Origin of the sequence: Buttiauxella gaviniae ATCC 51604 (assembly GCF_001654835.1) — a bacterium.
In the GTDB taxonomy this organism is placed as follows: domain Bacteria; phylum Pseudomonadota; class Gammaproteobacteria; order Enterobacterales; family Enterobacteriaceae; genus Buttiauxella; species Buttiauxella gaviniae.
The window spans coordinates 108,203-122,921 of the sequence record NZ_LXEP01000017.1; the positions used below are offsets into that span (position 1 = coordinate 108,203).

A 14,719-nucleotide genomic window follows, 5' to 3' on the forward strand; every position below is an offset into this window, starting at 1 on the left:
CGGGTAAGCAAAGCGTCACCCGCCAATACCCAATCAGAAGATTTTGGAGAATTTATCGATGTTGCTGGCATCGTAAACAAACGGCTCAGCCATCGCACCGCTGCCGTCGGCATCCAGCTTCACTTTGCCCAGTTTGCCCATGCTGGCTTCATCTTTGGTGGCCGTTCCTTTGACTAAATCGTCCGCCAGATAGGTTGCCGCGTAGCCCAAATCAATCGGGTTCCAGATAGCGAAACTTTTCGACGCGCCAGATTTCACCGCGCCCGCCATTTCAGACGGTAAACCCAGGCCAGTCACATAAACTTTGCCGATTTTGCCCTGGTCTTTCACCGCTTGCGCAGCGGCGACAATCCCGACGGACGACGGCGAGACAATCACTTTCAAATCCGGGTAGGATTTCAACAGGCCGACGGTTTCACGGTAGCTTTTATCAGACAGATCATCGCCATAAGCGACGGTCACTAAATTGATAGACGGATACTTTGGCAGCACCTTTTTCATCTCAGCAATCCAGATATTCTGGTTAGTTGAGGTGGGTGTGGCGCTAAGAATTGCCACGTCGCCTTTTTCCACATTCATGGCTTTTAAGGCGTCGGCGGCCAGTTTGACGTTGGTTTCGCCAATCAGCGCGTTATTGGAAGGATTAAGGTGAATCTGGCGGCCCTCTTTTGCCACGCCGGAATCCCAGGAAACCACTTTAATCCCACGCTGCATGGCCTTTTTCAGCACCGGAACCAGTGCGTCAGGGTCATTGGCAGAAATAGCAATGGCATCAACACCTTGAGCGATCAAGCCGTTGAGGACTTCAATTTGTGCTTCGGCCGTCGTCGTGGTTGGGCCGGTATAAATCACTTTCACATCGCCCAACTCTTTGGCGGCTTCTTGTGCCCCGACGTTCGCGGCTTCAAAAAAACCATTGCCGAGGGATTTCGCCACCAGCGCGATTTTCACTTCAGCAAGGGCAGAGGTGGACAGAGCGAGTGCAACAACGGTAAGCGTACAACCTAGTATTGATTTAGTTTTCATTGCTTGTACTCCGATGTATGTAGGGGTTGCAGGTGTTTTTTATTTTTTTCATAGGGTGGATTAATCCACCCTATGTTTACGACTTACAGTTCTAAAGCACTGGCTAACGGGGTGACACCAAAACGTTTGCCGAGCGCGATAAGCTCATCACGAGAGATGGTTTGTTTCATGCCACCCATCGAAATAACTTTTACCAGCACTTCAGCCGACTTCTCAGCGGTATCGATAAGACCAAACGCTTCATCGAGCGTTGGGCCGCTACCGAATACCCCGTGGAACGGCCACAACACCAGCGAGTGTTTTGTCATCTCGCCAGCGGTCGCTGTACCAATTTCATCGGTGCCCGGCACCATCCACGGCAGAATGCCGACGCCGTCCGGGAACACCACTAAACACTCGGTGCTGCCTTCCCACAATTTACGGGTAATCACATCCGTGTTGTTTTCCAGCACATAGGTCAGGGCAATCAGGTTGGTGGCGTGGCAATGCATGATGACGCGATCTTTACCGCCCGTGGTTTTGATGCGCACGCTGTGTGACTGGAAATGCGAAGCCAGTTCAGACGTTGGCACCGCTTCGTTCTCCAGCCCCCACAAAATGTGGTAGCCCGTACCGCGATTGTCCACTTTCACCACGCCAATATTTGCCGCCGGGTCGAGCTGCACGTTACGGAAGAATTTGCCGGAACCGGTGACGATAAACGGCGTGTTCGCCAGTTCAGGCATCGGCTGGCTTAGCGCGATATAACGCGGAGCAGCGTGGAAATCAGCCTGGAATGGCGCGATATCCGCTTCATCCAGACGCATAGTGATATTGCCGCCGTTACGCTCGTCCCAGCCTTTCAGCCAGGCGTCGCTCGTTGCTTTGATCATGCCTTCTACAAACCAGGCTTTAAGGATGTTCTGCATAGTCTTGTGGTTCCTGTTGTGTATACCTCTCCCAAAGGGAGAGGTAATTAATCATATTTTGTCCTTCTCCCTCTTAGGAGAAGGTTGGGATGAGGGTGGTTAGCCGCGTTGGCTCAGCACGTCTTTTTCATAAGTCCGCACTGTTTTCAGCCACTGGGCATCAACCGGCGTGTCATTGCGCTGGCAATACATTTCCCAGACCGCCGCCCACGGCAGCGATTTCTGCTCTTCCAGCAGTGCCAGGCGTGCGGTGTAGTCGCCTTCAAGTTCAAGCTGGCGCAGGGTTTCAGTAGGTTCCAGCAATGCACGCAGCAGTGCTTTCTTCATGTTGCGCGTGCCGATAACCCACGCAGCGATGCGGTTGATTGAAGCGTCGAAGAAATCCAGACCGATGTGCACGCGGTCGAACAGATCGTGGCGAATAATCTCGCTGGCGATCGCTTGAGTTTCATCATCCAACAGCACGACGTGGTCGCTGTCCCAGCGTACCGGGCGGCTCACATGCAGCAGCAGGCGCGGCACATACAACATGGCGCTGGAGATTTTGTCGGAGATCACTTCAGTCGGGTGGAAGTGGCCTGCGTCCAGACACAGTGCGGTCTGGCGGCTGGTCGCGTAACCAAAATAGAATTCGTTGGAACCGACGGTGTAGCTTTCTGCACCAATGCCGAACAGCTTGCTTTCTACCGCGTCGATGTGGTGTTGCGGATTGAGTTTTTCGCTCATCGCTTCATCAAGTGCGGCCACTAAACGCTGGCGCGGAGCCAGGCGGTCAACGGTGATGTCTTTCATGCCATCCGGGATCCAGATGTTCATGACTGACGGCGTGCCAAGTTGTTCGCCGAAGTACGCGGACACTTTGCGGCTGGCCTTAACGTGATCAATCCAGAACTGGCGGATTTCATCGTTAGCGTGTGAGAGCGTAAAACCATCAGCGCTCAACGGGTGCGAGAAGCAAGACGGGTTAAAGTCCAGCCCTAACTTGTTGGCCTTCGCCCATTCAACCCAGTTTTTAAAATGCTCTGGTTTGATTTTGTCGCGGGAAACCGGCTGGTCAGATTCCAGATAAATTGCGTGCAGGTTCAGGCGTTTTGGCCCCGGGATCAGGCTTAATGCGCGTTCCAGATCAGAACGTAATTCAGCGGCGTTGCGCGCCTTACCTGGGTAATTGCCCGTCGCCTGAATCCCGCCGCTTAGCGCGCCTTCCGGGTTTTCAAATCCGGCAACATCATCGCCCTGCCAGCAGTGCATAGAAACAGGTAAACGGTCGAGCTGTTGCAGTGCGGCTTCAGCATCAACACCGACAGCAGCAAAGCGCTGTTTCGCCAGTTCCCAGGCTTGATCAAGAGGTGTGGTCATGCGCAAAACTCCTTACGTTTTTGAATGCTCAGCGGGAACTGCGCGATATATCGGGCAATTTCGCTATCGGATTGGGGATTAAAAGATTTCAGTTCATAGTTGGCGGCGACAACTTTGCGGAAGTCATCGACATCAGTGATTTCGTCCAGCGCCATTAACTGGCAGCCGATATTGCCGAGCGTTGAGGCTTCAATCGGCCCGGCGAACACTGGAATACCGCAGGCATCGGCGCATAGCTGATTGAGTAAAGCGTTCTGGCTGCCGCCACCGACGATGTGCAGGCAGCTAAACGGGCGGCCACGCACGGTGGCGAGTTCTGACAGCGTTTTGGCATACAGCAGCGCCAGGCTGTCGAAAATGCAGCGCGCTAGCTCGTTATCGGTGAACGGCACCGGCTGGTTGCTTTCGCGACACGCCGCCTGAATTTCGCGGCTCATGCTTTCCGGATTAATAAAACGATCGTCATTCGGGTTGATCACAAAACGGCAAGCCGGTGTTTGTTTGGTGCGATCGATAAGATCCGCCAGATCGGTGATGTCCAGCTCGCATGTCACGCGCTGCAACAACCACAGTCCCATAATGTTTTTCAGCACCCGATAACGCCCTTCCGCACCCCCTTCGTTGGTGATGTTGGCGGCGAGCGCTGCACTATTGGCATAAGGCGTTTTGCTCTCAAAACCCATCAGCGACCAGGTGCCAGAAGAGAGATAAGCCGCATCTTTGTCTTTCAGCGGTGCGCCAATTACCGCGCTGGCGGTGTCATGCGTGGCAACCGAAACCACCGGGATTTTGTTGCCTTCACGGCAAACCCACTGGCCGATAACGTTGCCCGGATGCGTCGGTGTGCCGAACCATTTATGCGGTACGCCCGCCCAATCGAGCAACGTTTCATCCCAGTTGTCGCTGTTGATGTTCACCAGTTGTGTGGTGGTGGCGTTGGTATATTCCCAGTTCAGGGCGCCAGTCAGGCGGAAGCAGAAATAGTCCGGGATCAGCAGGGCGTGCTCAACGTTATCGATAAGTTCTGGCTGCTGTTCCACCAGCGCACGCAATTGATAAAGCGTGTTGAAAGGCATGAACTGGATGCCGGTGCGACGGTAAATATCGTCACGACCAAGCTGGCTAAAAGCGGTGTCCATCACGCCATCGGTACGGCTGTCGCGGTAAGAAACCGGCTGCCCGACGCGGTTGCCTTCGCGGTCAATCAGCACGTAATCCACACCCCAGGTGTCGATGCCGATGCTGTCGATGGCAATGCCTTCGTCACAGGCTTTTTGCAGACCGGTACGTATTTCATCTTCCAGCGCGTCGACGTCCCAGACGGTGGAAGCTTCAGCCAGTTTTAAGCAGTTAGTGAAACGATGAATTTCGCGCAGGCAGAGACTGCGAGTGTCGCTATCAAAACGCGCCAGCATGACACGGCCGCTTGATGCGCCCAGGTCTACCGCAACACTATGGCGTAGAATCATTTTTGGGGTCCTTGCTAAATTAATTGCCCCCACTCTAAAAAGTAACGCCCTCGTCCACCTTCTCGACACTGACAGTGCAAATCAGCCGTTGGCAAAAAGGCAAAGGTGAACGTGAGTGATGTCACAGATTCATGTTTATCACGCATAAAGCTGCCCTGTGACGCTCTCCGCATTTCCTGATATTTCCCGGCGTTTCTTAAAAAACGAGCAGCTTTTAAGTAATTTCGTGTCGAAACTTTAAGGTGCAGATGAGTCTCGTTACCTACTATCAGGCAACAATAAAAAGGCTTGGGGGTAATGATGACGGTATTACATGGTTTTGACTTTTTCCCATCTGGACATTCATCCGTGGCGATTGAGCCACGTTTACCCCAGGCTGCATTCCCTGAGCATCATCATGATTTTTATGAAATTGTTATTGTGGAACACGGTACTGGAACTCACGTTTTTAATGGCCAGCCATACACATTGAGTGGGGGTTCGGTCTGTTTTGTCCGTGATCACGACCGCCATTTGTACGAGCACACCGAAAACCTCTGCCTGACCAATATTCTGTATCGTGCACCGGATGCGTTTTGCTTTTTGTCCGGTCTCGACAAGCTGCTCCCGCAGGAACAAGACGGTAATTATCCGTCACACTGGCGCGTAAACCAGCCGGTGCTGCAACAGGTACGCGGTCTGATTGATCAGTTTGAGCAAATTGGCGAAGCGGCGGACACACACGCCGTCGCCAACCGTGAAATTCTGTTTATGCAGCTTCTGGTGTTGCTGCGTAAAGGCAGCATGATGGAAGGTGCAAGCAACTCGGAAGGCCGCTTAAACCAACTGATGGCGTGGCTGGAAGATCATTTTGCCGAGGATGTTTGTTGGGAACAGTTAGCCTCGCAATTCACGCTTTCCCTGCGCACGTTGCATCGGCAGCTAAAACAGCAAACCGGCATGACGCCGCAGCGTTATCTCAACCGTTTACGCCTGATGAAAGCGCGTCATTTGCTGCGCCACGGCGAACAGAGCGTGACGGAAATCGCCTTTCAGTGTGGTTTTGGCGACAGTAACCATTTTTCGACACTTTTTAAGCGTGAATTTTCCTGGTCTCCGCGTGAGATTCGCCAGGGGCGCGACACACAACTTCAGTAATCGCGAAGGCAGTCACCGTTTTTTTAGCCGAAAAAGCCAATACTTGCCCGTTAGTTTGTCGGATGACACTACGTTTATCCGACCTACGGATCGGGTTTTGTCGGGTGGATCATCCACCATTTAGTTTTGGCTTTTGAGGTGTTGCGGTGGTGGGTCATTTAGTTCTCAAAAAAGCAGATTTTTTCGCCTCTGCCAGGCAGCCCGTGGCGGTGGCTGACCGCTATCCGCAAAACGTCTTTGCTGAACATACCCATGATTTCTGCGAGCTGGTTCTGGTGTGGCGCGGCAACGGCCTGCATATTCTCAATGACCGTCCTTATCGTATTACCTGCGGCGACCTGTTTTACATTCGGGCCGAAGACCGCCACAGCTACGAATCAGTCAACGGTTTGGTACTGCATAATATTATTTACTGCCCGGAACGGCTGAAACTGAACGTCGACTGGAAGGATTTGCTGCAAACCACCGCGGTGGCAGGGAAAGATCCGCGCTGGCGATTGAGCAGCCACGGCATGGTACAAGCGCGGCAACTTATTGGACAACTGGAACACGAAAGTGTGAAAACGGACGCGATGTCGGTGTGCCTGACCGAGAGTCTGTTTTTGCAACTGTGCATTTTGTTGCATCGCCACCGTTATCAATCTCAGGATGCGACCGGGCCTGACAGCAGTGAAACTCTCGATTTATTGATGGCGGCATTGGGGAAAAGTCTCGATTCGACCTTTGAACTTACGCAGTTTTGCCAGCAGCACCAGGTGGCAGAGCGCCATTTACGGCAGATTTTCCGCCAGCAAACCGGCATGAGCATCAGCCAATATTTGCGACAGTTACGCATTTGTCAGGCTCAGGATCTGTTGCGTCATAGTGAGTTGTTGATTGGTGATATCGCCACGCGTTGCGGCTTTGAGGACAGTAATTACTTTTCAGTGGTGTTTACCAAGGAAACGGGGATGACGCCACGGCTGTGGCGTCAACGGTATGCTATTGAAACGTAATTAATTTGCCATGCCGAGGCCGACGATATTCGCAGCAATAATAATCACCACACAACCGACGCTCAACACACCAACAGGACGGGTTCCTGCCGATTTCCACTCTTTCATAATCAAGCCAACCAACCCGCCGCACAACACGTAGAAGCTCATGTGCAACATCCAGCTCATGTAGTCGTATTGCGCCGGAATTTTAGCGTGGCCCCATGCGTAGAAGAAGAATTGCAGATACCACATCAAACCAGCCAGTGCGGCGAACAGCACATTGCTGATGATCAGCGGTTTTGCCAGTGAGAAGTCGGCTTTAATCGACAGATCTTTCATTTTTGCCAGGCGAATGAAGCAGAAGCCAAGGTTGATCAGCGCACCGCCGCCCATGATCACCACATAACTTGGCAAGGCCACATACAACGGATCAACGCCCAGTGCGGCTGCCGCTTCGTGCATCGGTTTTGCGGCGTCCATCGCAAAAGACATACCCGCCGAGAAAATACCGCACATTACCGCCAGAATCAGTCCTTTTTTCAGGTTGAACTCTTCGGCTTTAATGCCCATTTTGCGTTCTTTCAGTTGCCCCGCGCGGGTCACAATCGCCACCCCTACCAACGCAACCAACACGCCCAGGAGCGTCATGCGTCCACCTGGTGTGCCAATCAGCACATCAAATTTTCCGGCAATAATTGGCGTCATTAAGGTGCCGACAATCAGCGTGATGCCAATCGCGATACCGATGCCCATCGACATGCCGAGATAGCGCATGGTCAGACCATAGTTAATATTCCCAATGCCCCACATCGCGCCAAACAGGAAAACTGGCAGTAACGTCGAAGCGTTAAACGAACCGAAATAAGCCCAAAAATCAGGAAGCAAAACGTAACTGACAGTCCATGGCAAAATTATCCAGGAAACAAAGCCGCCAACCGCCCACATTGTTTCCCAGGACCAACGCTGTACTTTTTTAAATGGAGCGTAAAAGCAGGCGGCGCTTGCAGCCCCCACCAGATGCCAAATTATCCCCATTGTTATTGCATTACTCATTATTCATATCCCTCTGTTTTAACTAAATAACTCAGGGGTGACAGCTGGTTCCCCCATTGCCATGAGTCTAAGGATTGAGCAACTGGCTCACCTTCCATGTGCTGCCGTAACGGGGAGAAAACTGGCAAAATTCAGGGGGTATGATGGACGGCGGTCACAGTTCTTTATACCCGTCATACTTCAAGCTGCATCTTTGTTGGTTGCGTTCTCTTGCCGCCGCGATGCAACTCGAATTATTTAGGGTATGTTTAACTTATTGAATTTTTAATGTTTTAAGGTACTAACAGATTTTCACGCTTTGCACGCCCAGCAGCCAGGCGAGCTTTTCCAGAACCTCGCCCTGATGCCCAAGCCCAATCGCGCAATGATGAGCAGGCCCGCCGAGGCACCATTGGGTAGTGAAATCACGCGCCGATAGTGGGAAGCGATAGCGGCTGTTGGTGTTACCGATATCCAGCACTTCCCCTGCAACCGCTTGCCCTTCGGCATACTGCAAACGCACGCCGTTTTGCGCATCCTCAACAATAGAAAGGAAAGTGACCGGGCCGGGTTTCACCGTCATCTGAATCGATACGCCTTTGCCCGGTTTGCCGTGATACACCGGCAAGGGTACGAGGCACACGTCCCCTTCCGCCATCAATGGATGCGCCGGGCCATCATGACCCCACAGCACCACGTCGTCAGCAAATTCAATGCCGTAAGGTTCTGAAAATGAGCCACCCGCCCCCAGCAACTGCTGGATTTTCATCGCCAGCACGTTTTTGATTTCATACTCCCCGGCAACCGGCACGCCGCGCTGGGTCAGCAATGTGTTGCCGAGAATAATCGAGGTAATAATATTTTCGTAAGCGTTGCCGTTGCGCCCTTCGTAGTAATAAGCCAGCGCGCCGAGGTGATTGTTTTCGATGAGTTTGTCCATGGCGCAGGCGGTTTGTACCGCTCGCTCCAGCTCGGCTTTTTCACAAGCCGGGTCGATTTGCAGTGCGGCTTCCACTTCCTGCCATTTTTGCCTGCTGGTTTCTGCCGTCACCTGTTCGCGGTATTCCGCCAGTTCGCACATTTCCAGCGGTTTGAAGCGCACGCCAAGTTTGGCGCTCAGGTTGGTCATATTGCTGTAAACATCTACCATGCCGTCGTAATAGTGGCCGAGAACACCCACCTGACAGGCCGCTAATCCCTTTTGTGCTTCCAACGCTTGTAACCACTGTTCCGTTTGCTGCCAGACGTAATCATCGCCGTGCAATGCGCCAACAAGCAGCTGGTAGCGAATCCCCGCCCGATTAAACACGTTTGCCAGTTCCGGTGCGCTGCACGCCTGGCAGTGTGCCAACCACTCGCCGGTACGTTCGCCACGATCAGTCATGTCGCGAATTTTCGCGTATGGCAAACCCGGTTCTGGCTGTAGGGCAAGGATAATCACCGGCTTGTTGATCTTTTGCACCAGTGGCAACACCGTGGAACTCAGCGCGTAGGTACTGATATACAACACGATGGCATCGAGCGGTTGGCTTTGAAGTTGCGTAGCAAAGCGGTCAGCTTTGGCGACACTATCAATCAGGCCGCCGTTGATAACCGTGGCATTAAGCTTCGTGAGGCGTTGGTCAATTTGCTGCAAGTAACCCGTCAGACGGTGTTCCAGGCCATAAAACTGCGGCCAGTAAGTTTCCAGACCGATACCAAAAAGGGCGACATTAAGCGACATGATGGTGCTCCAGTATTCAAAGAAACACCGACTATCCCCCCAATTTTGCTCCTCTACCTTTGCTGTAATGCCAGTATCTGAACAGCGTGGCAAAAAACGATTTATCCACCTGACAATGCTCACATTTTCACCATCATGACGAAAAGTTATAACCTTACAAAAACTACGGCATTGATAATCATTTTCAATATCATTTAATTAACTATAATGAACCAACTGATTACGCGGCGTTAACAGATGTGCGCCAATTCCTACTTTACCCCTTCAAGGAGTTAAGAATATGAGCTACACCCTGCCATCCCTGCCTTACGCTTACGACGCCCTGGAACCACATTTCGACAAGCAAACGATGGAAATCCATCACAGCAAACACCACCAGGCGTATGTGAATAACGCGAATGCAGCGCTGGAATCTCTGCCAGAGTTCGCAAGCCTGCCAGTTGAAGAGCTGATCGCTAAACTGGATCAACTGCCAGCTGACAAAAAAACCGTTCTGCGTAACAACGCGGGCGGCCACGCTAACCACAGCTTCTTCTGGAAAGGCCTGAAAACGGGCACCACTCTGCAAGGCGACCTGAAAGCCGCCATCGAGCGTGATTTCGGTAGCGTTGATAACTTCAAAGCAGAATTTGAGAAAGCAGCAGCAACTCGCTTCGGCTCCGGCTGGGCGTGGCTGGTTCTGAAAGGCGACAAACTGGCTGTAGTTTCTACTGCAAACCAGGATAGCCCGCTGATGGGCGAAGCAGTTTCTGGCGTTTCCGGCTTCCCAATCGTGGGCCTGGACGTTTGGGAACACGCTTACTACCTGAAATTCCAGAACCGTCGCCCTGACTACATCAAAGCATTCTGGGATGTGGTGAACTGGGACGAAGCAGCAGCGCGTTTTGCCGCTAAAAAATAAGTTGCTCTGACGCAGCATTATTCAGGCCCTCGCCTCCGCGCGAGGGCTTTTTTATCATCGGGTTATAATGTCAATCTCAGCATATTAAAATCACACTCATAAAAACCGCCAAAATGCCTTCTAAATAGTGACATATTCTATTCATGCGTGGCAGTAAAACCAAGTTTCCCTGATATTAAAATCGAAATGAAAACAATAAAAAACGCGACCTTGCCACCTAATCATTAATATTCATTGCATTCAATGCCTTATATCTGAAATAACCTTTAAAATCATTAATATAATATATTTAACCACAATATATATTGATAATATAAATATGACTATTCTATATTTATATTACATTCATGATCGCCATCCAATTTCACAATGAAAATTCACAAATAGATTGAAACATCTTTTCAATTTATATACTTTCGTTTGTGAGCCTTTCTAAAGCTTCAACTTCAAATATTTTATATGGACATTCAAATGAAGAAATCTCTCCTGCTATTATTACCGATTATGGTAACAAACGCCCACGCTGTATATGTAGATGTGCGTCATGAATATCTCGATGACAGCAAAGCAAATTATGATCGTGCGTATATCTCCCATCGTTTCAATAATGGTTTTGGCTTTGCTATCGAAGCGATTTCAAAATCAGGCGGGGACGATACCAATAAAGCATTTAACGATCTTGAAGTACAAGGCAATGAATATACCGCCAGCTACCAGTTCAAACAGGGTGCAGTCGCCTGGCAACCCGGCTTTGTACTCGAAACCGGCAGCGGCTATTCCACCTACAAACCCTATCTGCGTGCGACCTGGACGCTTAATGACAGTTGGTGGTTAGGGGCTCGTTATCGCTTTGAGTATGTGCGTCGTTCGGGTGCCTCTGACACGCGTGAAGACGATAAAACCAACCGTATGGACGTATGGGCAGGCTATAAATGGGGTAACTTTGACTGGGTTGTGGAAGGTATTTACAAGAAAGCCGAAAAATACGATCTTTACGACGGTGGAAAAGATAATTACGAGTATAACTTCAGAACAGCTTATTTAATTGATGCCTGGTCTCCGTTTGTAGAAGTGGGAAATGTTTCTGTCAATAATACCAGTGACGATCGACAAACTCGTTTCCGCGTCGGGATTGGTTATACGTTTTAAATTATTTTTATGCCACACTGTATTTTATTAATCCTCTTTTAGATTCCTCAACATTCATCCTTGTACGATTTATCCGGTTGCTGTAGGGCAACCGGATATTTTTTTACGTCGATGGATTAGGCTTTATTACAACACGCCCAATAAACGTGGCAAGAATAGCGTAACCTCGGGGACAAAAGTAATCAGCAGTAATACAGCGATGATAGCCGCATAGAATGGGAGCAGCGGTTTAATCACCTCTTCAACTTTTACCTTCCCAACGCTGGCTCCGACATATAACCCACTCCCCACGGGAGGCGTAATTGTACCGATCGCCAGGTTGTAAACCATGATAATCCCGAAGTGAACCGGGTCAACACCAAGCTTAACCATAATCGGCAGCAAGATTGGCGTAAATATCAGAATCGCCGGGCCAATATCCATAAATGCGCCGATAACCAATAAGAACGCGGTTATTACCAGCAGTATGACCATTTTATTTTCTGAAATGCCCAGAATCATATTGCTCAAGGCGCCAGGAATACTGGTAATCGACATCGAAAATGACATCGCTGAAGAGGTCGCCAGCAAAAACATGATGATGCCGGTCATCACGGTTGTCTGAATAAGAATAGAAGGTAGGTCCTTTAACTTCAGCGTCTTATAAAAAACAAGCGTCAAAAATAGAGTGTAAACCACGGCAATTGCTGAGGCTTCAATGGCGGTAAAGATGCCCTGCACAATTCCGCCTACGATAATCACAACCAGCAATAAACTCGGGATGGCTTCAGCGGTAACTTTTAAGGCAACCCCTTTTTGCAGCGCAAAAAAGACACGGTAATTATGGCGTTTCGCTACCACCCAAGTCACCAACATGCAGCCAATTCCCCAGAGCGTGCCGGCGACCATGCCTCCGGCAAACAGTGCCGCGATTGAGGTACCGCCGCTGGCTAAGGCATAGAGAATAAAAGCGGTCGTGGGTGGGATGAGCATGCCCGTTGGCGCAGAAGCGATATTAACCGCTGAAGCAAAAGCGCGGTTGTAGCCTTCTTTGGCACTCATCGGCACCATTACGCCGCCAATCGAGGTCGATGCGGCAATCGCTGAACCGGAAATCGCCCCAAACATCATGTTGCCGATGATGTTGGTGTAAGAAAGCGAACCGGGCAGTTTGCCGGTAAATAATTTGGCGAAGTTCACCAGTCGGCTGGCTATACCACCGCTGTTCATTATGACCCCGGACAACACGAAGAATGGCACCGCAAGTAATGCGAAGCTATCCAGGCTTGAGAACATTTTTTGCGCGGTGGCGAACATGGAGATATCAAACGGCAACACCAGCATCATGGTGGCGCATGAAGCGATAACAATACACAGACCGATAGGCGCGCTTAATGCCAGTAACACGACAAAAACGGCAATCAGAATGAAGGAAGCGTAGACGGGATCAATCATGTTGATTCTCCAGAGTCACAGCAGCGTCTTGTGCTGGCGAGAAAAGCTTGCATAAGGTGTCAATAATATTCATCACGCTGTAGAGAATAATCAGCACGCCGGAAACCGGCAGGGCGTAGTAAATTTGCCCCATTGGGATGCCCAGAGCAGGCGAGATTTGCAGCATCGAAATAGAAGAAATCTTCATACCGCCAATGACCAGAATCCACACTGAAAATGCAATAAACACCAGTTGCAGGAAGACCATCCACCACGCACGCACCTGCGGCGAGACTTTATCGACCAGCAAAGTCAGGCTGATATGTTGCTGTTTCCCTGCAACATAGGCCATGCCCAGCATTGAAAGCCAGACCAGAGAAAAACGCAGCAACTCTTCAGTCACCGTGCTGGGTACGCCCACGACGTAACGGCTGATCACCTGCCAGCAGGAGACACAAACCATCATTGCTAATAACAAGCAGCAGATACCTTCCAGTAATCTGTCGAATCCTTTTCTTATCGTTTCCATTATGTTCCTTTAAGCCTCGTTATTTTGCTGACTGAATGGTCTGATACAGGCCGTAAAGCTGAGGGGTATCTTTCAGGCCGTCATAGATTGGCTGAACTGCCTGCTGAAACGGCTTTTTATCGATCTCAAAAAATTCCACATTGAAGTTTTTGACCGCTTCTTTCTTGGTTTTTTCTATTTCCGCATCCCATGCCGCTTTCTCGTATTCAATGGAGGCTTTGATGGCTTCACGAATGATTTTCTGCTGTGCGGTCGTCAGCTTTTCAAAAGCCAGGTTGCTCATCAGGAGGATATCGGGAATGCGAGTGTGCATGTCGTAGGTATAAAAGCGGGCAACTTCACCGTGGCGGGCAATCGTCAGCGCAAACTCATTATTTTCTGCACCATCCAGAATGCCCTGCTGCAAAGAGGTGTAAACCTCGGCCTGGCTCATGGCGATGGGGGAAGCTCCGAGCATTTTGAGCGTGCGGATAGCCGTGTCACTCTGCATCACACGGATTTTCTTACCTTGAAGATCTTCAATGCTGCGGATAGGTGCTTTACTCATATAAAAATTACGCGCACCGGAGTCGTACCAGCCGACACCGATAAAGCCCTGTGCCGCAGTGGATTGATAAACCGGGTCCATCACCCTATCGTTATCCATAACGCGGTAAAATTCGGCTTTATCGGTAAAAAGGTAAGGCAGAGAAAACACGCCGTAGAGAGGTGAAAAACTCTCCATCAGCCCGGATGAAACCTTGGTAATATCGACCACGCCAGCCTGCGCCAGCTCAACCAGCTCACGTTCGCTGCCGAGTTGGCCATCCGGGAAGTACATCACCTGAACTTCTCCGTGAGTTTTTTCTTCAATTTGTTGACCGAGGAAACGCAGAGCGTCTTTCACCGGCTGGCTGTTCTCGGCGTAGGCCAGGCGCAGAACAGTAGCGGCATAGGTCGAAAAGGGGATTAACGTAAGGCAGAAAAAAAGTGCGGTGACTGTCCGTAGTAGTTTCATCTGAGTCTCATCATGAGTAAGTTTCAGAGTAAAAATACGTTAAAGCGCGCAGGTTAACCTTTCCATTTTCGCCACTGACGCCTAAACCCTGGCAATGGA

Annotated in this window: 13 protein-coding genes; 4 read left to right on the plus strand and 9 right to left on the minus strand. The window is 50.5% G+C overall.

Going from position 1 to position 14,719, the window contains the following annotated elements:
* Positions 1-33 precede the first annotated feature (33 nt).
* The 4 genes from rhaS (M977_RS09730) to rhaB form a co-directional block, all read right to left on the minus strand.
* Positions 34-1,026: a rhamnose ABC transporter substrate-binding protein gene (gene rhaS, locus M977_RS09730; RefSeq protein WP_064514432.1), complete on the minus strand. Its 993-nt coding sequence runs from the start codon at positions 1,024-1,026 to the stop codon at positions 34-36.
* Positions 1,027-1,109: 83 nt separating this feature from the next.
* Positions 1,110-1,934 (minus strand): rhamnulose-1-phosphate aldolase, encoded by an 825-nt coding sequence (gene rhaD, locus M977_RS09735; RefSeq protein WP_064514434.1) that lies wholly within the window; start codon positions 1,932-1,934, stop codon positions 1,110-1,112.
* A 99-nt stretch (positions 1,935-2,033) separates the two neighbouring features.
* Positions 2,034-3,293: an L-rhamnose isomerase gene (gene rhaA / locus M977_RS09740; RefSeq protein WP_064514437.1), complete on the minus strand. Its 1,260-nt coding sequence runs from the start codon at positions 3,291-3,293 to the stop codon at positions 2,034-2,036.
* Positions 3,290-4,762: a rhamnulokinase gene (rhaB, locus tag M977_RS09745; protein ID WP_064514440.1), complete on the minus strand. Its 1,473-nt coding sequence runs from the start codon at positions 4,760-4,762 to the stop codon at positions 3,290-3,292. The genes rhaA and rhaB overlap by 4 nt, the downstream gene beginning before the upstream one ends.
* Before the next feature lie 300 nt (positions 4,763-5,062).
* Between rhaB and rhaS (M977_RS09750) the strand changes: the two genes are divergently transcribed.
* Positions 5,063-5,899 (plus strand): HTH-type transcriptional activator RhaS, encoded by an 837-nt coding sequence (rhaS, locus tag M977_RS09750; RefSeq protein WP_064514526.1) that lies wholly within the window; start codon positions 5,063-5,065, stop codon positions 5,897-5,899.
* Between the two features lie 146 nt (positions 5,900-6,045).
* Positions 6,046-6,894 carry an HTH-type transcriptional activator RhaR gene (rhaR, locus tag M977_RS09755; RefSeq protein WP_064514442.1) on the plus strand — a complete coding sequence of 283 codons (849 nt, stop codon included), beginning with the start codon at positions 6,046-6,048 and terminating at the stop codon, positions 6,892-6,894.
* On the opposite strand, the gene rhaT is transcribed toward rhaR, so the two are convergent.
* Both rhaT and M977_RS09765 read right to left on the minus strand, forming a co-directional pair.
* On the minus strand, positions 6,895-7,929 hold the full coding sequence (rhaT, locus tag M977_RS09760) for an L-rhamnose/proton symporter RhaT (RefSeq protein WP_064514445.1): 1,035 nt from the start codon (positions 7,927-7,929) through the stop codon (positions 6,895-6,897).
* Between the two features lie 280 nt (positions 7,930-8,209).
* Positions 8,210-9,631 carry an L-fucose/L-arabinose isomerase family protein gene (locus M977_RS09765; RefSeq protein WP_064514448.1) on the minus strand — a complete coding sequence of 474 codons (1,422 nt, stop codon included), beginning with the start codon at positions 9,629-9,631 and terminating at the stop codon, positions 8,210-8,212.
* Positions 9,632-9,911: 280 nt separating this feature from the next.
* Between M977_RS09765 and sodA the strand changes: the two genes are divergently transcribed.
* Both sodA and M977_RS09775 read left to right on the plus strand, forming a co-directional pair.
* Positions 9,912-10,532, plus strand: a complete 621-nt coding sequence (gene sodA, locus M977_RS09770; protein WP_034460735.1) for a superoxide dismutase [Mn] — start codon at positions 9,912-9,914, stop codon at positions 10,530-10,532.
* Between the two features lie 471 nt (positions 10,533-11,003).
* Positions 11,004-11,681: an oligogalacturonate-specific porin KdgM family protein gene (locus M977_RS09775; RefSeq protein WP_064514451.1), complete on the plus strand. Its 678-nt coding sequence runs from the start codon at positions 11,004-11,006 to the stop codon at positions 11,679-11,681.
* A gap of 126 nt (positions 11,682-11,807) precedes the next feature.
* On the opposite strand, the gene M977_RS09780 is transcribed toward M977_RS09775, so the two are convergent.
* From M977_RS09780 to M977_RS09790, 3 genes are read right to left on the minus strand one after another with little or no spacing between them, the layout of a single operon-like run.
* Positions 11,808-13,115 (minus strand): TRAP transporter large permease, encoded by a 1,308-nt coding sequence (locus M977_RS09780; RefSeq protein WP_064514454.1) that lies wholly within the window; start codon positions 13,113-13,115, stop codon positions 11,808-11,810.
* Complete coding sequence (locus M977_RS09785; RefSeq protein ID WP_064514456.1) at positions 13,108-13,623, minus strand: TRAP transporter small permease; 516 nt, start codon at positions 13,621-13,623, stop codon at positions 13,108-13,110. Before M977_RS09785 ends, M977_RS09780 begins: the two co-directional genes overlap by 8 nt.
* A 19-nt stretch (positions 13,624-13,642) precedes the next feature.
* On the minus strand, positions 13,643-14,620 hold the full coding sequence (locus M977_RS09790; RefSeq protein ID WP_064514459.1) for a TRAP transporter substrate-binding protein: 978 nt from the start codon (positions 14,618-14,620) through the stop codon (positions 13,643-13,645).
* Positions 14,621-14,719 lie beyond the last annotated feature (99 nt).